Source organism: Spirosoma agri, from assembly GCF_010747415.1.
Lineage (GTDB): Bacteria > Bacteroidota > Bacteroidia > Cytophagales > Spirosomataceae > Spirosoma > Spirosoma agri.
Genome location: NZ_JAAGNZ010000001.1, coordinates 482,509 through 505,686, shown reverse-complemented (window position 1 = coordinate 505,686; position 23,178 = coordinate 482,509). Strand labels below are relative to the sequence as shown.

Annotated in this window: 15 protein-coding genes; 10 read left to right on the top strand and 5 right to left on the bottom strand. The window is 51.3% G+C overall.

Annotated elements, in window-relative coordinates:
* Positions 1 to 67 precede the first annotated feature (67 nt).
* A complete protein-coding gene (locus GK091_RS02095) occupies positions 68 to 1,420 on the top strand; it encodes a Gfo/Idh/MocA family protein (RefSeq protein ID WP_164034970.1) in 1,353 nt (450 codons plus the stop codon).
* Between the two features lie 92 nt (positions 1,421 to 1,512).
* On the opposite strand, the gene GK091_RS02090 is transcribed toward GK091_RS02095, so the two are convergent.
* On the bottom strand, positions 1,513 to 3,081 hold the full coding sequence (locus GK091_RS02090; RefSeq protein ID WP_164034969.1) for an FAD-dependent monooxygenase: 1,569 nt from the start codon (positions 3,079 to 3,081) through the stop codon (positions 1,513 to 1,515).
* Between the two features lie 155 nt (positions 3,082 to 3,236).
* Complete coding sequence (locus tag GK091_RS02085) at positions 3,237 to 4,358, bottom strand: FAD:protein FMN transferase (RefSeq protein ID WP_317166263.1); 1,122 nt, start codon at positions 4,356 to 4,358, stop codon at positions 3,237 to 3,239.
* Here GK091_RS02085 and GK091_RS02080 point away from each other — a divergent pair.
* Positions 4,351 to 4,554 (top strand): hypothetical protein, encoded by a 204-nt coding sequence (locus GK091_RS02080; RefSeq protein WP_164034968.1) that lies wholly within the window; start codon positions 4,351 to 4,353, stop codon positions 4,552 to 4,554. The two genes, GK091_RS02085 and GK091_RS02080, sit on opposite strands and share 8 nt — an antisense overlap.
* A gap of 18 nt (positions 4,555 to 4,572) precedes the next feature.
* Here GK091_RS02080 and aroC read toward each other — a convergent pair whose 3' ends face one another.
* Together aroC and GK091_RS02070 are read right to left on the bottom strand one after the other, a co-directional pair.
* A complete protein-coding gene (aroC, locus tag GK091_RS02075) occupies positions 4,573 to 5,652 on the bottom strand; it encodes a chorismate synthase (protein WP_164034967.1) in 1,080 nt (359 codons plus the stop codon).
* Between the two features lie 92 nt (positions 5,653 to 5,744).
* Entirely contained in the window at positions 5,745 to 7,196 is a 1,452-nt protein-coding gene (locus GK091_RS02070; RefSeq protein ID WP_164034966.1) for a BatD family protein, read from the bottom strand.
* A gap of 119 nt (positions 7,197 to 7,315) precedes the next feature.
* Here GK091_RS02070 and GK091_RS29520 point away from each other — a divergent pair, with 119 nt between their 5' ends.
* Entirely contained in the window at positions 7,316 to 7,531 is a 216-nt protein-coding gene (locus GK091_RS29520; RefSeq protein WP_246202119.1) for a hypothetical protein, read from the top strand.
* 94 nt (positions 7,532 to 7,625) lie between these two features.
* Here GK091_RS29520 and GK091_RS02065 read toward each other — a convergent pair whose 3' ends face one another.
* The gene (locus GK091_RS02065; RefSeq protein ID WP_164034965.1) at positions 7,626 to 9,020 is read right to left on the bottom strand and encodes an MBL fold metallo-hydrolase RNA specificity domain-containing protein; all 1,395 of its coding nucleotides are present in this window, start codon (positions 9,018 to 9,020) and stop codon (positions 7,626 to 7,628) included.
* Between the two features lie 74 nt (positions 9,021 to 9,094).
* On the opposite strand from GK091_RS02065, the gene pbpC reads away from it, so the two are divergent.
* The 7 genes from pbpC to GK091_RS02030 all read left to right on the top strand — a co-directional run bounded on the left by pbpC (position 9,095) and on the right by GK091_RS02030 (position 23,172).
* Positions 9,095 to 11,446 (top strand): penicillin-binding protein 1C, encoded by a 2,352-nt coding sequence (gene pbpC / locus GK091_RS02060; RefSeq protein WP_212592939.1) that lies wholly within the window; start codon positions 9,095 to 9,097, stop codon positions 11,444 to 11,446.
* A 68-nt stretch (positions 11,447 to 11,514) separates the two neighbouring features.
* Positions 11,515 to 11,955 carry a nuclear transport factor 2 family protein gene (locus GK091_RS02055; protein WP_164034964.1) on the top strand — a complete coding sequence of 147 codons (441 nt, stop codon included), beginning with the start codon at positions 11,515 to 11,517 and terminating at the stop codon, positions 11,953 to 11,955.
* A 502-nt stretch (positions 11,956 to 12,457) separates the two neighbouring features.
* The gene (locus tag GK091_RS02050; RefSeq protein WP_170312674.1) at positions 12,458 to 17,953 is read left to right on the top strand and encodes an alpha-2-macroglobulin family protein; all 5,496 of its coding nucleotides are present in this window, start codon (positions 12,458 to 12,460) and stop codon (positions 17,951 to 17,953) included.
* A gap of 176 nt (positions 17,954 to 18,129) precedes the next feature.
* A complete protein-coding gene (locus tag GK091_RS02045; RefSeq protein ID WP_164034963.1) occupies positions 18,130 to 19,422 on the top strand; it encodes a hypothetical protein in 1,293 nt (430 codons plus the stop codon).
* 96 nt (positions 19,423 to 19,518) lie between these two features.
* The gene (locus GK091_RS02040) at positions 19,519 to 20,028 is read left to right on the top strand and encodes a gamma carbonic anhydrase family protein (protein WP_164034962.1); all 510 of its coding nucleotides are present in this window, start codon (positions 19,519 to 19,521) and stop codon (positions 20,026 to 20,028) included.
* A 24-nt stretch (positions 20,029 to 20,052) separates the two neighbouring features.
* A complete protein-coding gene (locus tag GK091_RS02035) occupies positions 20,053 to 20,649 on the top strand; it encodes a HupE/UreJ family protein (protein ID WP_164034961.1) in 597 nt (198 codons plus the stop codon).
* A gap of 126 nt (positions 20,650 to 20,775) precedes the next feature.
* On the top strand, positions 20,776 to 23,172 hold the full coding sequence (locus tag GK091_RS02030) for a M1 family metallopeptidase (RefSeq protein WP_164034960.1): 2,397 nt from the start codon (positions 20,776 to 20,778) through the stop codon (positions 23,170 to 23,172).
* Positions 23,173 to 23,178 lie beyond the last annotated feature (6 nt).

The following is a 23,178-nucleotide window of genomic DNA, read 5'->3' as shown; positions in this document are numbered from 1 at the left end:
AATCTGTCATTGTGTTGCCTTTTTGTGGGTAAGCATCCAAGTTTCTCAACCGATATTCCTTACGACAATGACAAACGAATCAAACCGGCGCGATTTTCTCAAATCTTCAGGCTTGCTGACAGGCAGCGCCTTACTGAGCAGTTTACCCTTTACGACAAAAGCGGCAACGGGACATCCAGGGTATCATTTCTCGGCAAACGATACGATTAAAGTAGCCCTGATCGGCTGTGGCGGACGCGGCACTGGAGCTGCGCAACAGGCGCTAAGCACGAAGCAAAACGTCAAGATTGTCGCGCTGGCCGATGCCTTCCGCGACCGTCTGGACGATGCCTATAAAGCGCTGACCGCACGCGGAGCTAAGGCCGCTGACGGGACACCGAAAGTAGATATACCGGAAGACCATAAGTTCGTCGGTTTCGATGCGTACAAGCAGGCTATGGCGTTGGCCGATGTTGTCATTCTGGCGTCTCCTCCGGGTTTTCGGCCCAGCCATTTTGAAGAAGCCGTTCGGCAGGGCAAGCAGGTATTTATGGAGAAACCGGTGGCTACTGATGCACCGGGTATTCGGCGGGTTTTGGCGGCTGCGGAAGAGGCCAAGAAGAAAAAACTAAACGTAGTGGTCGGTTTACAGCGCCGTTATCAGCCGAGCTATCGGGAGATGATCAAACGCATTCACGACGGGGCGTTGGGCGATATTGTCGGCGGACAGGTATACTGGATTAGTGGTGGCGTCTGGCATAAACCCCGCCAACCAAATCAAACCGAAATGGACTACCAGATGCGTAACTGGTATTATTTCAACTGGCTGTGTGGTGACCACATTAATGAGCAGCACGTCCACAACATCGACGTGGCCAACTGGGTCAAGAACAGCTATCCAGTTTCCTGCCAGGGAACGGGTGGGCGGCAGGTCCGCGTCGGAAAAGATGATGGCGAAATTTTCGACCACCACATTGTCGATTTTGTTTACGCCGATGGTACGACCATTAACAGCCAGTGCCGCCACTACGAAGGCACCTACAGCCGGGTCGATGAAATGTTTCTGGGCACGAAGGGCAAGGTTGAGGGAATGGAAAAGAAAACCAGTGCGCTGATGGGCTATAACGGCCAACCAATTTTCAGTTACAATGCCAAAGCCGATGGCAATCCGTACCAGATCGAGCACGACGAATTATTTGACGCGATTGCCAAAGGCGAATACAAATTTGCCGATGCCGAACGGGTGGCGAAAAGCACCATGACAGCGCTGATGGGGCGCATGGCTACTTATTCCGGCAAAGTCGTGAAGTGGGATGAGGCCCTGAATTCACAAATCGATTTGTTCCCGACAACGCTTGCCTGGGACGCTATGCCCAAAAGCCTGCCCGATGCGAATGGTCTTTACCAGATTGCGGTGCCGGGTAAAACAATAGCCGTTTAACCATCGCTTCTCATGTAATGCCAACGCATCTATCGCGCCTGAATTGATAGTCAGAAGCGATGGATGCGTTTCTTTTTACCTGATGACTTGACTTAGCCAAGAGAAACACCAATCGTTTCAGCCAGGTAGTTTCTGATCGGCGTAAGCGAATCTGATTGGTCGATCCGTGCGATGTAATTGTCGGGTCGGAGCAGGATACTGAACGACTCCTTCGTGCCAAACAGGGTCTGTACATCGGCGGAAAGCGGGACCTGGTGATAGTTCAACAGCGAAGGATTACGCGTCAGTAGCTCATTTAATTCTGCCCGATTCGTATCTGGTTCATTCTGAACGCGAATAAGATGAAATTTCGGGTTGCGCAGTACATTGAATATACTTTCTCCATTGACCAGAAAATAAGGCATGCGATCCCCAGCTTTGATATTCAAAAAATCGTCATTGGATCGGCTCAGCGAACTCGATCGGTAGTTGATGCCTATCTGTGAAATCAACGGAAAAACGGCCTTCTTAACTGCATCAAGACCCATCACAAAATGGGCAACATGCGGGATAATGTGTGTGCGTAAGAATGTTAGAAACCAGTCAGGGCTTGCACCAAACTCAAACATACGATCAGTGGTATCGAGCAAATGCTTGGCATTTTCGCCACGTTCCTGGTTATACGTTGCCAGCAAGCCTTCGTTAGCCTGATGCTTCAGCACGAGCGCCAATTTCCAGGCCAGATTATACCCATCCTGAATGCCGGTGTTCATCCCCTGCGCACCAGCGGGCGTATGGATGTGCGCAGCATCACCCGCGACAAAACAACGGCCCTCAGAAAATGCGCTGACACGTCGGGAATGCACTTTATAGGTGGAAAACCAATTCACCTGTGTAATGTCGAGGGCCAGTTTGGTATCGGTTTTCAGTTGCTGCTCAATCGTCTGGTATACTATGTCACCCGCTTCGTGCTGATCGCCTTCGGGAAATGTACCGACGATCCGGTAACGGTTGGTGCCGGGGAGTGGAAAGAAAGCCGCTAGTGTTGCTTTAGCCAGACAGATCATAACCGAATTGTGGTCATACTGCCAGTCGATCACCACATCGGCTACATAGAAGAGACGTTCCATGGTACTTCCGGCAAAAGACAGACCAAGTCCACGACGAACAACACTATGAGCACCGTCGCAACCGACCATATACGTAGCCGTGATTATCTGCTCATCGCCACCATTCGTCACAACATGCGCGGTAACCTGCTGATCGGTTTGCGAAAATTCCTTTAGGGTTGTCTGCCACTGAACGGAGTTACCGTGTTCCTCCAGAAAGGTATAGAGTAATTGCTCATGCTGGTTCTGCTCGACCAGCAGCAGAAAAGGGTGAGGGCTTTGTCCCTGCCCAATCGTGGCTAGTTCAATCGTCCCGCGTACCTCACCGCCTTCAATTAATTTGGCTTTTTCGGCAATAATCCCTTTTTCGATCAGGGGGTCAGCCAGGCCGATCTGATCGTAGATTTCCAGCGTACGGGCCTGTACACCGATGGCTTTGGAATAAGGCGTGATCCCTGCTCCCGCATCGATCAGGATAAAATCAACGCCCAGCCGAGTGAGTTGACAGGCTAGTGCAAGACCCGTCGGGCCTGCCCCTACCAGCAGAACACCCGTATGAAGTGGAGTTAGCATGTGTATTGGGTCAATAGTTGCTCAGTAAAGCACCAATGAAGAGCCTGCTACTTGACGAAACAAGGCTTATCCCAAAACTTCTTGTGAGCGCATCCAGAGACTAATCCACAGATCTATAAACAGATTTATCCCGCTATTGATAGTAGTGACAATTCTCAATTAGTTGGAAAATCGGCAGATCGCCACTCGCGCAGTCGACCGGATTTGTTTTCACGGATCAATAGTTTTGTCCCTGGCCATCGGCTGATCAGTCGTCGACTTTTACGCAGTCCAGCCACGCTGAATACTTTCGTGAGTGCGTCGGCATGGTACCCGTCGGGAGACAGCACAGTAGCCTGCACAAAATAAGGCATGCCCAGCCCAGAGCGTGGGTCCATAATATGCGAATAACGCCGACCGTTGTGCTCCAGAAACCGGTACATGTCGCCGGAGGTGGTTATGGCTGCATTCTTCAGGAATAGTGAGGTGGTATCTATCGCTCCGGCTTTACCTGAACCAATGCCAACGCGCCAGCCTTCTGGTCTGTCGGGCGGGGCATCACCTACGAGAATGTCGCCCCCAATATCAAACAACGCCGAACGAATACCGTGTTGGTGCAGTACCTTTATCGCTTCATCGATGGCAAATCCCTGACCAATACCACCCACATCCAACCGCATGCCCGCCCGCCGAAGCCTGACCGACTGTTTTTTCGAATCTAATTCCATCAGTCGATAACCCACCAACCGCCGGGCTTTTCTAAGCACCTTTGCCGTGGGAAACTCCTTCCGACGAACAGCACGTCGCCACAGTTGCGATAGCGGACCGACTGTTGGGTCGAAGCGTCCGTGCGAGCGTTTGGCGATCGTCTGCGCCTTCTGCAGCACATCAAATAACTCCGCCGATACGGGTGTCCATTTTCCGGAACCGCTCGTGGCCGATAACCGATTGATTTCGGAACCGTCCAAGTAATCGCTCATGATCTGATTGAGCGAATCCATTCTCGCCGAAACGGCTTCATTGGCGCGCCGGGCGCTCAGGCTGTCTGCCGCGTAAAGAATTACGGTAAACTGCGTACCCATCAAACCCCGATGGAAGGAAAAGCGACGCGTCGTTGGCTGAGAATTACCCAAAACAGGCACCAACACGCTCACAAACAGGACCAGCATCACCCGTCTGTAGTATACCGTCGTTCGCAATAATCGTTTATCGTGTAACTTTATCCGGCAAACCACGGTTTTTGCCTGAAACCGCGCCACCGCGTTAAGCAAAAAGACAGCTAATCGTACTATGGTCACGATCAAAAATAAATTCGTTTTACTGGCCGCTGGCTTCTGGTTTGTCGGTATTCTGCTGCTGCTCCTTGGCGCATGGGCCAGAAAAACCAACTCAGACGCAGCCGGAACCTTACTGACGCTCGGCATTCTGGGTCAGGCGGCTGGATTCGGCTTTCTGGGTTTTGCCATTATGCAGTCCGTTCTGAAGAAAAAATAGCCCCTCTGGCTACGCTTATCAGATCTGTGCGGCCTTGTTACGCAGGTACATGTCGATCAGAACCAGGGCCGCCATCGCTTCAACGATGGGCACCGCCCGTGGCACTACGCAGGGATCGTGGCGTCCCTTGCCCGAAACGGTCACCGCCTGCCCATGTACATCAACGCTGTCCTGATCCTGCATGATGGTCGCGACGGGTTTAAAAGCCGTGCGGAAATAGATCGCTTCGCCATTGCTGATTCCCCCCTGAATACCACCGGATAGATTCGTCTTTGTCCGGACACGACCGTGCTCATCCGTGTAAAATTCGTCGTTATGCTGTGATCCACGTAACTCTACGCCGGCAAACCCACTACCGTATTCAAATCCTTTTACGGCGTTGATACTCAGCATCGCTTTGCCCAGTTCAGCGTGGAGTTTATCAAAAACGGGTTCGCCCCAGCCAGCCGGAACACCGGTCACCACACAGTCGACAACACCCCCGATCGAGTCGCCCTGTTTACGAATTTCGTCGATGTACTGAAACATGCGTTCAGCCGTTTCGGGATCGGGACAGCGCACTGCATTTTCTTCGGCCAGCGCCAGATTTAACTCCGAATATTGTTTTTCGAGTTTCAGCGTACCGACCTGCGACACATACGCCCGAACCTGAACGCCCAGCTGCGTCAAAAGTAGCTTGGCTACAGCACCAGCAGCCACCCGCGCAGCTGTTTCGCGCGCCGACGACCGCCCACCGCCCCGGTAATCACGGGAGCCGTACTTGGTCTGGTAGGTATAATCCGCATGGGATGGTCTGAACTGCTCAGAAATGTGGCCGTAGTCTTTACTACGCTGGTCAGTATTTCGAATCAACAGCGCAATGGGCGTTCCCTGCGTCTTTCCGTCAAATACGCCCGACAGTACCTCAAATTCGTCGGCTTCCCGCCGTTGGGTCGTAATTCTGGACTGGCCCGGCTTGCGACGGTCCAGTTCATGCTGAATAAAATCCGTATCGAACGACAATCCGGCTGGGCAACCATCTATAACAACGCCAATGCCGGGGCCATGTGATTCACCGAAGGTTGAGATTTTGAATAGTGTTCCGTAGGTACTGCTCATGCTTATTTATCGATGTTAGCCACTGGTTAGTAGATACGTAAGACTATAAGTACTGTCCGTTATCTAAATCGTAGCTGCTAAAATCCACTCGTTTATTTCTTGAAAAATACAAAGATCATCCCTAATAGCATTAATGCAATCAACACATTGGCAATACTGCGAATTAAAACCGTAATGCTCATTGGCTGCTGCGTACTATCGATTGCTTCAATACCCGCATATAACGAGTCCCCCATCGATGTTCCCGGTACGGTTTCGCCGGTTGTTCCTGACAAAGACGCCTGAACGGTTGAGTTGACGGCTACCGCGTCTGCTTTACCACCTACCTGCATTTGCAACCGTGGCCGCAGGGTATCGTAACGGGCTGTTTTGGGGTTAAAATAAATCCACTGAAAGCGATTAGCCAGCGAAACGACCCCATTCTGATGGGGAACGATAAAGTACGTAAACGTCTTATTGCCCGTCACGTCAACGCCTGAATTGGTAACCGTGTGGCGTTCTTTAGGGGGAAATACATCAATACTAGCCGTATCACTGAGCGTTTCCGGCGCCGGAAGCGTAGCAATATTACCCTCACCCGTTACTGCAAATGTGTAGCGGACACTCTGACCAACGCTGACCCGCTGCCGTTCGAGGCCTTCCTCCAGCCGAAACGACCCCACGGGCACTCGACCACGCAGCGGGTGAGCAGGTAAGGGACGAATCGCGATGGTAACGGGTTTACTGGTGAACGCGATCGTTTCAGGCTTGGCCGATGGCGGACCAACGATCGGCTCTTTGCCTAGCCAGAGCGTTACAGCAGGCAACTTGAGCGATTGATTCGACAACGGGAAAAAGACGGATTGATACAGTCGATACTCCCGAAATTTCTTTCCGCCCACCAGCACCGGGTTTGGGTTCAGCTCGGTTATGTTCAGGTTTTCTTCCCACGCATTGGCCGGACGAATCTTTTTTGTGATAGCCTGCATCTGCTTATCCAGCGCCGTAAAATTCAGCTTATACGGATAATTATCGGCCACAAAAAACGACAACGTGAGCGCGATGCTTTCGCCCGTATATATTCTGGACTGCGAAGACCGAAGTGACAAAAAAGCCGCCCCATTAGGTGGCGAAACAAGGGCGGTGGTCGTCACATTGACGGGAGCAGTGGTCGTAGCGGACGCACGAACCACCAGCATTGTCCCTTCCGACTGTACCGTCTCGTCGTTGACCTTTATGCTGAAGGGAGGCACCCGGAAGCGACCAGGAGTACGCGCCTGATAATTTTGCGTAATGACTTGATTAGTAATTGTTTTTCCACCAATTTCGCTCGGCGTAACGCTAGCCGACATCCCTTTTTTGGTAAAACCGACAATGTCCGGAAAGGTAATGGACGGGCGCGTGTCGCTGTTTGGGATGATGACGGAAATCGTGAAAGGCCGTTCAATCGGAAAATTAGTTTGGCCCAACTCAATAGTCAATTCATTTTCAACCGTTTGGCTGAATCCTGCGACAGACGCAAAATAAAATAATACAAAAAATATGCGGAATATTGCAATCGACATTGTTATTTTTGAGCAACAAATCACAAAGTAAGCCGTTACGGATAATATACCCTATTAGAACGAAGCAGTCAACCTTTTCCAGTATCCATAAGCTTCATAACCGACAAAAATGACATACCATGCTTTCCATGCTTGAGTATATCAAAACCATCCTTCAGAAGGTTAGTTTTGACAAAGGATTATTCGAAAAAGAATTGGCCAAAGCTATCAAAATGCTTATTCCAAAAGAAGTAAGGCAACTTCGGAGTTGGTGTTATGCCCAGTTTGGCAAAATGTATCGTGTCGTATTGAACCGTCGCTTCACACGGGGCTTTTCCCGAGTCCGTTTTACCTGACAAGGCTGTCCCGGTTCTTATTTTTTTCAACCCCGGTTTTTAGTGCCGGGGTTTTTTATTGCTCACGACTCCTGATTCAACCTGTTGACGATAGTCATAAACTTGCTTTTTCCTTCATATCAGGTATTTCGACGTGGTTGAAACCAGCCGCCTGTAGTTTGCCTTTCCAGATCACCTGCTTGTCGTAGTCGCCGTGTACCAGAAATACCGTTTTAACGCGCGTCGGGTCCTGGCAACTCAGAAAATGAAGCATCTCCCGGTAGTCCGCATGAGCCGAGAACGAATCCATGATCTCGATGTTAGCCGTCACATGGTATCGGTCACCGAAGATAGTCACTTCCTTATCGCCCCGCTTGAGCGCCCCACCCAGACTATTCGGCGAGGCATAACCGACCAGCAAAATGGTGGTGTTCGGCTTTTCGATGTTATTTTTAATATGGTGCTTGATACGGCCAGCCTCAGCCATACCCGATGGCGCGATAATGATGCAGGGCTCGTTATTGTTGTTGATGGCTTTTGACCCCTCTACATCGGCAACGTAATGCAGGTTTGGAAAATCGAATGGATCGCCATCTTTTTTGGCATAACCCAGAATATCGGGATTAAAATCTTCTTCGTGGTCGCGCATTACCTGCGTCGCTTTTACCGACATCGGGCTGTCGATATACACCGGCAGTTTAGGCAAACGGCCTTCGCTCGACAATTGATCCAGCGCATAAATCAACTCCTGGGTCCGGTCAACGGCAAAGGCAGGAATGATCAGCTTACCGCGCTTCTCCACGCAGGTTTCCTGAACAATGCGCAACAAATGGGCTTTCATGTCGGGTTCGGCTTCGTGAAGACGGTCGCCGTAGGTTGATTCGCAGATAATGTAATCAGCCTGTGGAAACGGTTGGGGTGACCGAAGAATTTTGTCGTCGGGCCGACCAATATCGCCACTAAAAAACAATTGTTTTTCGGCCCCATTTTCGCGAATTGTCAGGCTTACAGACGCGCTTCCGAGCAGGTGACCCGCATCGGTTAATAGCCCAGTTACCTCGTCGCAAATAGCGAATGGTACATTATAATCAACCGGCTTCATCTGATCCAGTGCCCGCTGTACGTCCGCTTCATCGTAAAGTGCGTCGAGTTCGGGCTGATTCCGGCGCTGACGTCGTTCATTGACCCGTTCGAGGTCGCGTTCCTGAATGCGGGCACTATCCATCAGCATAACCTCGCACAGATCGATGGTAGCCGAAGTTGTGTAAATGGGTCCGCTAAACCCCTGACGCACCAGCCGGGGTATCAGGCCTGTGTGGTCAATGTGCGCATGTGACAACACCATGTAATCGACCTGTGCCGGATCGAAGCCGAACTGTTGGTTCAGTTCATCCGTATTGATACCCTGAAATAGTCCGCAGTCGAGCAGAATTTGTGTGCCTGTGGCCGTGGTGATCAGGTGTTTGCTACCGGTTACGGTGCGGGCTGCCCCGAAAAACTGAATCGTCATCGTTTAATGTATGGTTTCGTTGGTTAAGGAATTTCGTTGATTTTTGCGGTTGTTTTTAAGGAACAAGAACACCTATGGGTCGGTCAATATTGGGAAACGTTTGCGGCATTGCCAAACGAATCTGGAAACCACGTTTCGTGAAGGTCCTGTTTGTCGTCACAATGGGGTTTCTGAGTATCGATTTTCTATACCCGCTCAACACCAGCGTTGCGTATTCTACCGTAATCACCGCTCGTGATGGGGACATTCTGCATGCGTTTCTGAGCCGCGACGACAAATGGCGACTCTACGTCGAGCTTCCCGAGATTACTCCTACTCTCCGCGACGCGATTTTGTTCAAGGAAGACAAATACTTCCGGTATCATGTTGGGTTCAACCCGGTATCCATGCTGCGAGCTGCGGGCCGGAATTTTGTGTCGGGTCGGCGAACGTCAGGGGCTTCGACCATAACGATGCAGACCATTCGGCTGCTGGAACCCCGCCAGCGAACCTACGGGAATAAAGCCATCGAGCTGTTTCGGGCGTTGCAGCTGGAACTTCATTACTCCAAGGATGAGATCCTTCAGTTATATCTGAACCTGATTCCGTATGGGGGTAATATTGAAGGGCTAAAATCAGCCTCACTCCTGTACTTCGGCAAGCTGCCACAGCTACTCAGTCTGGCCGAGCTGACCACCCTTACCATCGTCCCCAACCGACCCTCGAGCTTACGGTTGGGAATAAACAATAGCCTTGTCGTACAGGAACGCAATCGCTGGCTGGCCCGCTTTCGCGCCAAACACCTCTTCGACGAAACAACGATTACTGATGCCATGGCCGAACCGCTCACGGCCTACCGGCGTTCAGCTCCTCAGTTGGTCCCTCACCTGTCGCATCGACTTCGCGCCGAAAACCCCGATGTGCCCATCATTCATTCGGCCATCCATACAGCCACGCAGGCCACCGTCGAGCAGTTAATCCGAAACTACGCGAACCGTATTAAAGCTTATTCAATTCACAATTCAGCCGTACTGGTGGTAGATAATCAGACCCATGAAGTAGTTGCGTATGCCGGTTCTGCCGATTTCGGCAATACGTTCGATGGCGGACAGGTTGACGGGGTTCGGGCGATTCGATCGCCGGGGAGTGCGCTCAAACCATTGCTCTACGGTTTGTCGTTCGATGCGGGAACGATTACGCCCAAATCCAAGCTTAGTGACGTGCCAACGAATTTCGGTGGTTACGAGCCGGATAATTACGACCGAAAATTCAACGGGCCAGTCACGGCTGAATTTGCACTGGCAAATTCACTGAACATTCCGGCGGTAGCACTTCTGAAAGAAATCGGCACGCCCGTTCTGGTCGAAACACTACGAAAAGCTGGTTTTAAAACGGTTCGCAAACAGGCGAAGGAGTTGGGTCTTTCGATGATTCTGGGCGGATGCGGTGTCACGCTGGAGGAGATGACCCGGCTTTATGCGGGCTTCGCCAATGGTGGGGTTGTCAAGGAGTTGCGTTTTACGGGGCGGTCCGACGGGTCGGTGAGGGAAACCGGCACAAGACTACTTTCCAGAGAAGCAGCCTTTCTGATTACCAATACGCTTTCGCAGATCACACGCCCCGATCTTCCCAATAATTTTGACAACAGTTATCATCTGCCGCAAATCGCCTGGAAGACCGGTACCTCCTACGGACGGCGTGATGCCTGGAGCATTGGCTATAACCAGCGGTACACCATCGGCGTGTGGGTTGGTAATTTCTCGGGGATTGGCGTAGCTGAGCTGAGTGGTGCCAATACGGCTACACCATTGTTATTCCAACTTTTCAACGCGCTGGATTATAATTCGTCTAGAGACAAGCTCAGGAAACCAGGAGGTAGCCTGTCGATGCGGCTTGTTTGCCCCGAAACGGGAGATATTCCCGGCGAGTTCTGCCCAAGTCAGGTAACCGATTACTTCATCATGGGTGTATCGCGGTATCGACGTTGTCAGCATCGCAAGCCTATCTTTACGAATGCAGCCGGAACTGTATCGTACTGCGCTCATTGCAAGCCCGATAGTGGTGCGGTACGCCGATCGTATCCGAATTTATCACCCGAGGTGGCCGCCTTTTACCAAAGCAGGCATATTCCGTTTGAGACCGTTCCCCCGCATAACCCAACCTGTGAGCGCATTTTTGGCTCGACCGGAACGGGTCCGCTCATAACCAGCCTTAACGACGGCAGCGACTATTTTATTAATTCCAGACAGCTCACTGACCTTGAACTGGGTTGTCAGGCAGCCAATGACGTTCAAACAGTCTTCTGGTATCTAAATGATAAGCTCTACAAAAAAGCTCGTCCGGATGAAGCTGTCTTTTTCAGGCCGAAACCCGGTCCGTTAAAAATATCATGCGCCGACGACAAAGGGCGCTACAGCGATTTACACGTGACGATCAAAAACGAGTAACGATTTCTTCATTTTGCTTTTCCATACGGTATCCCCATTTTTCCGTCCAAAAGCAACTCCTAGTCTACATGAAAACGTTAGTCTCTCTTATCGCCGTACTGCTATTTACCACTGCTACTACCTTTGCTCAGCAAGCTACCGATCTCGCCCAGGACCCAACGGCTTTAGGGAATGCGTTTTTCAAAGCACTCCTTGACGAAAACGGAGACGCTGTGAGCAAACTGATCACCAGTGACTTCAGTCTGGTTAGTTTTGACGGGAATGCCGTTGCTGGTGACCTACTGGCTCAGGGCATGAACGGCGGTTACATCGTTGTCGAGACAGCAGCCCTATCAAATGCGCAAACCCGCCAATACAACAACGATGCGGCTGTTATGACGGGCACCTGGAAAGCAAAAGGTAGCGTTCGGGGACAAGCGTTCGACAGCACGGTATCGTTTTCGGTCGTTTCGGTCAAGCAAGGTAGTTCCTGGAAAATCGCGAACATCCAATTTACGCCAATACAGTAGAAGCTGATAGTCAGACCATACTATTTCTGTTTTTTTTGACAGGACTACACAAGGTTTTTAGGGCATAGAAATCTTGTGTAATCCTGTCAAAAGCGTTCTAGCTTTTAGGAAAGTACACCAAACAACACAATTAACATCGTTAACGTATCTGAAATAGAGTACTAAGTCCTGATCTGCATGAAATCTTACCGCATCCTTATCAACCATAGAATTTCAGCGAAATAAACTCTATGCTATTGGACCGACTTGGCAGCGTTTGAAACCAGATAAACTGACAACTGCCGGGGTATGTCTGGCGCCAAGTAAACATGAATGGCGCATTTAACATCGTTAATAGATTAAGCTGAGTGGCTCAATTCGAGAAAACGCTCAAAAAGGACAACCCCACTGTCAGAGAAGCTTACAGCCACTCAATAAGTCATACGCCGAAAAACAAACTTGGCGAACAATGTCGAGTGATTTTTTCGTCTACATTCGGCCTCTCACCTTTACTGTGTATAAAATGCGCTCCCGGATTCGTCGGTCTGGCAACCTTGCTTTATTGATTCCTTTCGTATTGCTGGTGAATTGCGCCCGGCTATCATTTAACGAAGTAACCGTAGTAGGCCGGAATTTTGCCGACGAGGTACAACAGACGCAAAATCTTACGTTCTCCTTCAACAAAAATATCGGTCCCGTCAACCAGCTCGATGAATGGGATTCGACGCAATACGTTCGTTTCATCCCCACAGTACGTGGTAAATTCAAATGGACCGCTCCCAATGAACTGGTCTTCTCCCCTGCTGCTTCGTTCGACCCCGCTACCAATTACCGTGCCGAGCTGACCGACGATCTTCTAAAACGCGCCACTCAGAAAAATTTGACGGTTTCGGAGGATGCCATCGAGTTTCATACCCCCTACTTACAACTGGCCAGCACCGAAAGCTGGTGGGCCAAGTCGCAGGAAAGTGGAAAACCGGTAGCGAAAACCCGGCTCAATTTCAATTATCCGGTTAGTTCCGCCGAAATTACCGGGAAGCTGACGGTATCAGTCGACGAAAAAAAGGTATCGACACAGCTTGCCCAAAGCGACGCTCAGACCAATGTCAGCGTAACACTGGCCGATGCACGCGCCCTTAAAAACGAGCACCCCCTGACAATAAAACTGGACAAGGGGCTTAAAATACCCCATACGGCCTATGTCAGTAAAGAAACTATCGAGAAGACCGGAACACTACCATCGCGTTACACCATTGACATTGCTGACGTTCAGACGAGCTTTGAAAACAATCAGGGGGTTATTCGTGTCATCACTACCCAGGAGATCCAACCCGGCGAACTGAGCCGCTACTATACCATTCAGCCACAAGCCGAAACAAGCGCCGAGCTGACCGAAAACGGGTTCATCATCCGGGGAAACTTCAGCGAAACGGACACCTACGTATTGACCCTGACCGACCAGATTCGTGGAACGCTCGGGACTAAACTCAACGAGCCGGTCACACGTGATTTGTTTTTCGGCAAGATGCCCGCCAGCATTCAGTTTGCGAACAAGAAAGCCCTGTATCTCTCCTCGAAAGGTGCCCGGAATGTGGGACTTACCATCGTTAACGTACCGAAAGTACACGTCAAAATCGCGAAAATATACGAAAATAACATTCTTCACTACCTCCGCTCGGACCGTTACGAAGCGTATGCGGAGAGCGCCGATGGCCAATGGGAACCCGCGGGATCGTTCACATACAGTGATGACGAATCAGGCGATCTGAGCGATGTACTCGTCAATAAAACCGTCGAAACAACCGATTTGCCCAAAGTTGGTGGGGTGTCGGCCCTCAACCTGGCCTTGCCAGAGTCCGTTCAATCTGGTTCATTCCGGGGTGTGTATCTGGTCACGGTTGGCTCAAAAGATGAAGCTTATCTGCGGACCAGTCAGTTGGTGTCCGTATCCGATATTGGTCTGGTCGCTCGTCAGACGAAGGACGAACTACTCGTCTGGGCGAATTCCATCAGCAAAGCGGAACCGATACAAGGTGTTGAGCTGACGCTTATCAGCAGCAATAATCAATCTGTGTATACGCTCAAGACCGATGGCAGTGGGTTTGCCCGGTTTGATAAAATACAGGAAGAAGCCCCCGGTTTTAAAATCGCCCTGATCACGGCCAGAACATCCGGGACGGGAAACGACGATTTCAACTTCATGTTTTTGCCCGACACTCAGGTAGAAACATCCCGGTTTGAGGTCGAAGGGAAGCGTGACAACGAGTCGGGTTTCGATGCGTTCGTTTATGGCGATCGTGATATTTACCGCCCCGGCGAGACGATCCATTTCAACACGATCATTCGGTCGCAGACCTGGCAAAGTGTCGGCGAAATTCCGGTGTTGATCCGGCTACTCATGCCGAATGGCCGCGAGTTACGGGCTTTCCGGAAAACAACCAACGCGCAGGGTGCCGTTACGACCGACATACCACTCGATCCGGCTGCCGTGACGGGTAGCTATACCATTGAGGTGCTGAATGCGAACAATGTGTTACTTACCTCCCAATCCATAAGTGTCGAGGAATTTATTCCGGACCGCATCAAAGTTGACGTACTGACAGACCGAACTAACTACAGAGCCGGTCAGACACTGACCCTCTCCGCTACGGCGCTGAACTTATTCGGACCGCCTGCTTCTGACCGGGCCTACGAAATGGAATTGCAACTGAAGCGTAAGGTATTTGCGCCAAAAGGTTTCGAGGAGTACAATTTTGATATTCCCAACGAGACGACCTTCCCGAAGGAGCTGCGGCAGGGGCGAACGAACGCGAATGGTCAGGCTACCGAACGCTTCCCGATTTCAGCGTTGTACCAGGACATTGGCCTGCTCGAAGGCAAATTGTTCGTAACGGTCTTCGACGAAAATGGCCGACCCGTCAACCGGCTTCGTCGCTTCGATGTGTTGACGCAGGATACGTTTTTCGGTGTTCGTCTACCCGATCGCTATGTTGCGACCAATGCGCCCGTAACCGCTGACCTGGTATCCCTTGATCCAACCGGTGTTGTACGAGCGTCATCGTCAGCTACGGTTGATGTGGTTCGCTACGAGTACCAGACCGTTATCGAGAAGAAAAATGAACAGATCAAGTACACGACCAAGCGACGCGAAAAGCTCGTCTATTCGAACACGTTAGTTTTCAAAGGAGGGAAAGCCGGCTTTCGTTACGTACCAACTGTTTCGGGTGAATACGAAATTCGTGTCCGCCGGGCTACCGTAGACGCACCTGCCGCAACGGGTTACGCAGCGACAACGTTTCACGCGTATGGCTATGGCAACACATCAGCCTCTTCGTTTGAGGTAAGTCAGGAGGGTCAGGTATTGATAACGCTCGACAAATCCGCTTATCAAACCGGCGAAACAGCCACGGCTTTATTTAAAACGCCTTTCGAGGGTAAATTACTGGTGACGGTCGAGCGGAACCGCGTGCTCGAATCGCAATGGCTAACGACGGACAATAAATCAGCCGAGTGGAGTTTCCCAATTGGTGCTGATCATCTACCAAACGTCTATGTCACAGCAACGCTCATTCGGGCGATCGATGGAGCCAACTTACCCCTAACCGTCGCTCACGGCTTTGCTCCCGTTTCCGTTCAGGATGCAGATACCAAACTTCCTGTTATAATCACAGCGGCAGCCCAGTCGCGGTCGAAAACCAAACAGACCATAAAGGTTAAAACGGCCCGCAACGCCCAGGTCACGGTGGCAGTGGTTGATGAGGGAATTTTACAGCTCAAAAATTTTAAGACGCCGAACCCACACGGCTTTTATTACCAGAAGCGGGCGCTTGAAGTTGGTAGTCACGACCTCTACGCCCTGCTTTATCCTGAGCTTTCGCTTCGGTCTTCATCAAGCGTGGGGGGTGATGGCTATGATCTCGAACGACGGGTGAACCCACTGAGCAATGGCCGGGTAAAACTCGTGGCCCTCTGGAGCGGAATTTTACCGACAAACGCCGATGGCGAAGCGACGTTCACAGTAGACATCCCGCAGTTTTCGGGCGATCTACGGGTGATGGCGGTTGCCTATAAAGACAACGCCTTCGGGTCAGCAAACAGTAGCATGAAAGTAGCCGACCCCATTGTCATCAGCACAGGTGTACCACGCTTCCTCACCCCAGGCGATGTGGTTGAATTACCGGTCAATTTGAGCAACACCACCAAGCAGCCCGCCATTGTTACAGCCCGTCTCAGTCTGACTGGTCCGTTGACAGCAGATAGCCTGCCCACGCGGAAGCTAACCATCCAGCCCGGTCGCGAGATCCGTACGATTTTTAGCGTAGCGGCCCGGCAGGCGATTGGCCCCGGTGCGATAACGGTTACATTGACTGGCTTGAAAGAAACGTTTACGGAAACAACGGAGGTAACTGTTCGCCCAGCGGCATCGTTGATCAAGACAACCTTATCGGGAGCAGTTGCTGGCGGAAACACACAAACGCTCAAACTGGCCGATTCTTTTCTGCCCGGAACGGCAAAAGCAAGTATGACGCTCAGCCGGTCGCCGGTTGTGCAATACGGCAATGAGCTATCGTACCTGCTGGGTTATCCCCACGGCTGCATCGAGCAAACGATTTCCAAAGCATTCCCGCAACTTTACTTTGCCGATCTGACCAAGCAGCTCAAGGCCAATACGTACTTCGTCAGAAACGGTGATAGCGATCTGAATCCGGCTACTAACGTTCGGCAGGCCATCCAGACAATTGAAGGGTTGCAGACGCCGAATGGTGGCTTTTCGATGTGGGCAGGACAGACAGCTGTCGATGAATGGGCAACAGCGTACGCGGTGCATTTTCTGACCGAAGCGCAGGAAGCAGGGTATGAGGTTCGGAGTTCCGTATTGAGCTCGGCTATCGATCAGCTGACCAGTTTCACCAATAATCCCGCTACCGAAAATGTCGTTTCGTACGATGAAACAGGCGGACGAACGATGAAAAAAGTAGCCAGCCGAACGGCCATCTACGCCCTGTACACGCTGGCCGTGGCCGGAAAGCCAAATCGGTCGGCGATGAACTACTACAAACAGAACGCCGGGTCATTAACGCCCGACAGTCGATACCTGCTGGCGGCTACTTTTTTCCGGGTGGGTGATACACGCAGTTTCACGGCTTTGCTGCCAAACCGGTTTACCGATACTACAACTGGTCGGCAAACGGGCGGTAGTTATGCTTCCCCCCTGCGCAATCTGGCCCTCACGCTCGACGCCCTGATCGATACGGACCGCGACAATCTGCAAATTCCGGCGCTGGCGCGACAGTTATCAACCGCACTTCGGCAGTCCAATTATCTCAACACGCAGGAAGCCGCGTTCGCTTTTCTGTCGTTAGGAAAGCTGGCCCGGCAAACGGCCACCAGTACAGCTACGGCAACTTTGTCTGCCAATGGAAAATCGCTAGGTGCGATGAATGACGCGTTTCTTACGATAAAGCGTGTACCGACGAATCAGCCATTGACGCTTAGCGCCCAAGGCTCGGGCAACGTGTACTATTTCGCCCAGAGCGAAGGTGTTCCAGCCACGGGACGAGTTGTTGATGAAGACCACGGCTTACGAGTTCGACGGCAGTATTTTAATCGGGACGGAAAGCCACTGGGGGTTATTCATCAAAATGATCTGGTCGTCGTAAAACTGACCCTTGCGAGCACAACTGGACTGACAATCGACAATGTTGTCATTACCGATCTGCTTCCCGCTGGTCTGGAAGTGGAAAATCCCCGGCTAACCGAGGCATCGGGCAGCGAACAACGCGACATGACCTGGATCAAAAACCCGACAACCGGAACGCCGGACCGTCCCGATCATTTCGATCTGCGGGACGACCGCATCAATTTTTACACGACCGCAACAGGAACGGCGCGAACCTTTTATTACCTGGCCCGAGCCGTATCGAAAGGCCGTTTTGTACTGGGGCCTGTATCCGCAGACGCGATGTACAACGGCGATTATCGAAGTTACAACGGAGCAGGTATACTGGAGATTCGGTAGCGTAGTTACCTCGTTACGCCAGAGTGTATACTGTGGACCTGTTCATTAATCTCTACAGTAAATAGGGAAATAGCTTCCACACATCGGCCTCAATTGTGACTTAGCGGCTCAAAAAACGACATGGTACGTTTTTTGAGCCGCTGTTTGCGACATTACCACCAAATAATAACAACGTTATGGAAAGGAAAGTATGGGTTGTAGCCGCAATGCTGGCAGCCACCACGAGTTTGACCTCCTGCGCATCGTTTGAGAACTGGCTTTACGGCGACTCAAAAAACAGCAGACAGGATATGGTACAGCGGGATCGTACGAGCAACAACGATGACCGTGACAACCGCGATTCGCGGAGACGTTCGGGTGATGATGATTCAGAGCGTAGCGGCTTATTCAGCCGTCGTGACCGGGATGAGTCACAGGACAGACGCATGAGTCGGAATGATTCACGGAATTCCAACCAGTCAAACTCTTACCGCAACTCCTATCGGTCATCTGACGATCAGGACAACCGGCCAAACCGGATGTCAGGTAGTGATTCCTACAACAACCGGTATAACGATCAGTCTTATGATAATCAGGACTCACGCAGCAGCCGTAATGATGACCGCGATCGTTATTCTGACAGCCGTGATGATCGGGACTCACGCGATTCCTACAGCTACCGTTCCAACTCCAACAACTCACGCGATAGATACGACAACTCCAGTAACTATGACCGCCGGTCCGATGACCGGGATTCACGGCGCAACGATAACCAAAACGATCGCGACAGCTATAGCGACCGCAACTCCGATCGTCGCAATGATGATCGCGATAACCGAGACAGCAACAACCGCAACGACAACCGGGATCGCAACTCAGATAGCTGGGATAGCCGTCGGGATGATAGAGACAACCGGGATTCTGATCGGGACAACCGGGGTGCTTTAGGTAGCCTGTTCAATGGTCGTGATCGGAATGATCGGGACAACCGCGACAGCGATAACCGCCGTGACGACCGGGACAACAACCGGGATTCTGACCGGAACGATCGCGACAATAATCGGGATTCTGATCGGAATGACCGTAACAGCGACAGCCGGGACTCTAACCGCGATAGCCGCAATGATCGGGATAATCAACGTGATAGCCGTGATCGGAACGACGATCGCAATAGCCGCGACAACAACCGGGAAAGCGACCGTGACCGTAAGGAGTTAGCCGATCGTATTTCGCAGCAGATGGATAAGATCGACGACCAGCTCGACGATGCGAAAGCTGACGTAAAAAACGAAAGCCGTAAAGACAAGAAAGCCCGCGAAGACAAGGTCAAAGACCTTGAAGACAAGCGTCGCCAACTGTCAGACAGCTATTATAAAGTGCAACGTTCCAATGAGGATGACTTTAAGAAAGTGAAACGCGAAGCTAATCGCGCTATCGATGATGTTGAAGAAGCCATGGAAAAGATGGTTGACAAAGTCGACAAAAAGTAACATTTTGGTTACTGTGAGAAAGGGATTGGTCCAAAAGACCAGTCCCTTTTTTGTTTCTGGCCACATCGTTACTCGACTGTGCGCTATATTTGCATCATGGCACTATTAAAACCTGTTCACGGAATTCATCCCGCTTTTGGCGACAACTGCTGGCTTGCAGAGAACGCCACGGTTGTCGGTCAGGTCACGATGGGTCGCGATTGTACGGTTTGGTTCAATGCTGTTGTGCGGGGCGATGTCAATACGATCACATTTGGTGACCGCTGCAATGTTCAGGACGGAGCCGTTATTCATTGCACGTATCAGCGGCATAAGACCACAATCGGTAACTACGTATCCATTGCCCATAATGCTATCGTACACGGCTGCACCATTGAAGACGATGTACTGATCGGCATGGGAGCTATTGTTATGGATGGGGCGGTTGTCGGAACAGGCAGTATCGTTGCTGCTGGCGCGATTGTCACCCAGAACACCATTATACCACCCAATACGATTTACGCAGGCAACCCGGCCCGGTTCCTGAAAGCTGTTTCGCCTGAACAGGCCGAAGTGTTCAAGCGCACGGCCAACAATTATGTCATGTATGCAGACTGGTTTAAATAACTAACGATACTCAGTTTACAGATCATGGATGATTTCTGGATTTACCTCCGCCTTGGCTTCGATCACATCACCGATCCCAGTGGTTATGATCACATTTTGTTCGTTATTGCCCTCTGCGCCGTTTATACGTTTCACCAATGGCGGCAAGTCCTGGTTCTGGTAACTGCCTTCACAATTGGCCATTCCATTACGCTGGCCCTAGCTACTCTACGGCTAATTACGTATAAAACGGCGTTCATTGAGTTGCTCATCCCGATCACCATTCTAATTACGGCCATTACCAACTTCTTTTTTAAGGAACCTACCTTTCGGTCGCAGTCTCCCGCCAGAAAGCAGGGCCGTACCTGGCGATATGGTCTGGCATTGGCCTTCGGGCTGATTCACGGCATGGGTTTTTCCAACTACTTACGCAGCCTGCTGGGTCGGGAAGCCACTATCGTAAAGCCCTTGCTGGCCTTTAATATCGGGCTGGAAATCGGTCAGTTAGTAATCGTCAGTCTTATCATGGGACTGGCGTATGTTGTTCTGGACATCCTTCGCGCCAGCCGACTCCGCTGGACACTCATCGTATCCGGAATCGTGGCCGGTATGGCGTTATCGCTGATCATGGCGAGCGAGTAATTGAGTGCGTTGATAAACCAGTGTTTACCGTTCCTCCCCGGGTTTATCATTCTCATCAAAATACAGGATGGCTAACCTCTTTTTTTTGTAGTTTTACCCCTCTTATCAACAACTACAAGCCATTTTATGCAAAAGATAATTTTGCTGATAGCGAGTGTAGCCATCTCTACATGGTCTGCTCATGCACAAGCGCCAGCCCCGTCGACGCAACATGCCAACACGCGCTTTGAGCAACTCGGCCCTGTTTTACCTACGCCCAACACCTTCCGGACGGCCTCGGGTGCCCCTGGAAAAGATTATTTTCAGAACCGCGCTGATTACGATATCAAAGTCACGCTGGATGATATCAACCAGAAAATAACAGCCTCTGAAGCCATAACCTACCACAACAACTCCGCCGACGCGCTCCCGTATCTGTGGCTACAGCTGGATCAGAACCTGTTCAAGCCCGATGCGATTGGCAATGTTGCGAAGACGAATAGCATCAACGCCGATCGGGGTGCATCCATGCGACAGATCGACCCCAATTCGGCGCTGGCCGGTAAAGATTACGGGCACAAGATCACGTCCGTACGTGATCAATCGGGTAAAGCGCTCAAATACACGATCAATCAGACGATGATGCGCATCGATTTGCCACAGGCTGTTTCGCCCGGCAAGTCAGTAACCTTTACGATCGACTGGAATTTTAAGATCATTGATGCCAAAACGGTCGGTGGCCGGTCGGGTTACGAGTTTTTCCCGAAAGATGGCAATTACATCTATGAGATGGCGCAGTGGTTTCCGCGCCTGTGTGCTTACAATGACGTAAATGGCTGGCAGAACAAACAGTTTCTGGGTCAGGGTGAGTTCACGCTCATTTTCGGAAATTACAAAGTGGCCATCACCGCACCAAGCGATCACATTGTTGGCGCAACGGGCGAGCTGCAAAACCCGGCGCAGGTGTTGACCGCTACGCAGCAGAAACGATGGAACGAAGCTAAAGTTCGGGGTGATAAACCCGGCGAAAATCCAGTACAGATCGTTACGCAAGCCGACGCGGAAGCCGCCGAGAAAGCAAAGCCGGGCGACGTGAAAGGAACAAAGACCTGGATTTATGATGCAAAAAACGTCCGCGATTTCGCCTTCGCTAGCAGCCGGAAGTTTATCTGGGATGCGCTGCAACCAACCGTCGAAGGAAAACGCGTATGGGCCATGTCGCTCTACCCCAAAGAAGCAAATCCACTGTGGGGCCAGTATTCGACCCGACTTGTGGCGCACACGCTGAAGTCGTACTCCCGCCGAACCATTGCCTATCCGTATCCGGTAGCCTATTCCGTTCACGGCCCGATTGGGGGTATGGAATATCCGATGATGAGCTTCAACGGTGCCCGTCCGGAAGCCGACGGTACTTATTCGGTGGGTACGAAGAACTTTCTTATATCGGTTGTCATCCACGAAGTCGGCCACAATTTCTTTCCCATGATCGTCAATTCCGACGAGCGTCAATGGTCATGGATGGACGAAGGGCTGAACAGCTTCCTCGAAGGCCTGGCCTGTCTCGAATGGGATGCCAACTTCCCCGCCCACGGTATTGATCCACAATACATTGTTCCCTACATGCAGCTCGATTCGAGCCAGCAGGTTCCCATCATGAGCAGCTCGGATAATATTTTGCCGGGCACCTTCGGTCCAAATGCCTACACTAAACCCGCTACGGCGCTCAACATTCTGCGCGAAACGGTTATGGGTCGCGAGTTGTTCGATTACGCCTTTAAGGAGTACGCCCGTCGCTGGGCCTTTAAATCGCCTGAACCTGCCGATTTCTTCCGTACCCTGGAAGATGCCTCGGGCGTTGATCTGGACTGGTTCTGGAAAGGCTGGTTCTTCGGCGTTCAGCCCGTTGATCAGTCGTTGGTGAAGGTAGACTGGTTTCAGCCCAACTCGCAGAATCCGGACATAACCAAAGCCGAAGCCCGGAAAGCGGCTCAACAGCGCCTGAATACCATCAGCAAACAGCGTGATGCCTTGAGCAAAGACGAAACCGTAGTGTCGCAGGACAGCACCATGCGTGACTTCTACAATCGCTACGACCCCTATGCCGTTACGGAAGAAGATCGCAAAAAATACCAGGATTATCTGGCTTCACTGACCACCGAGGAACGGTTGCTGGCTGAAGCAGGCACGAATTTTTATACGATATCGCTGAAGAACAAAGGTGGTATTCCTATGCCGGTTATCGTGCGGATGCAGTTTGAAGATGGCACCGATTCGGTAGCCCGCTTCCCCGCCGAAATCTGGCGTTTCAACGATGTGTCGATCAAGAAAGTGATTACCACATCGAAAAAGGTAAAGCAATGGACACTTGATCCGTTCTACGAAATTGCCGACATCAATACCGAAGACAACTCGTTCCCGCCTGTTGCCCAGCCTACTCGATTCCAGTTGTTCAAGCAACAGGGCCGGGGAGCAGCCGCCGGACCAAATCCAATGCAGCAACAACGCCAGTCGTCGCCCGCCAAACAGGGTACTGGCCGAAACTAACCAAGC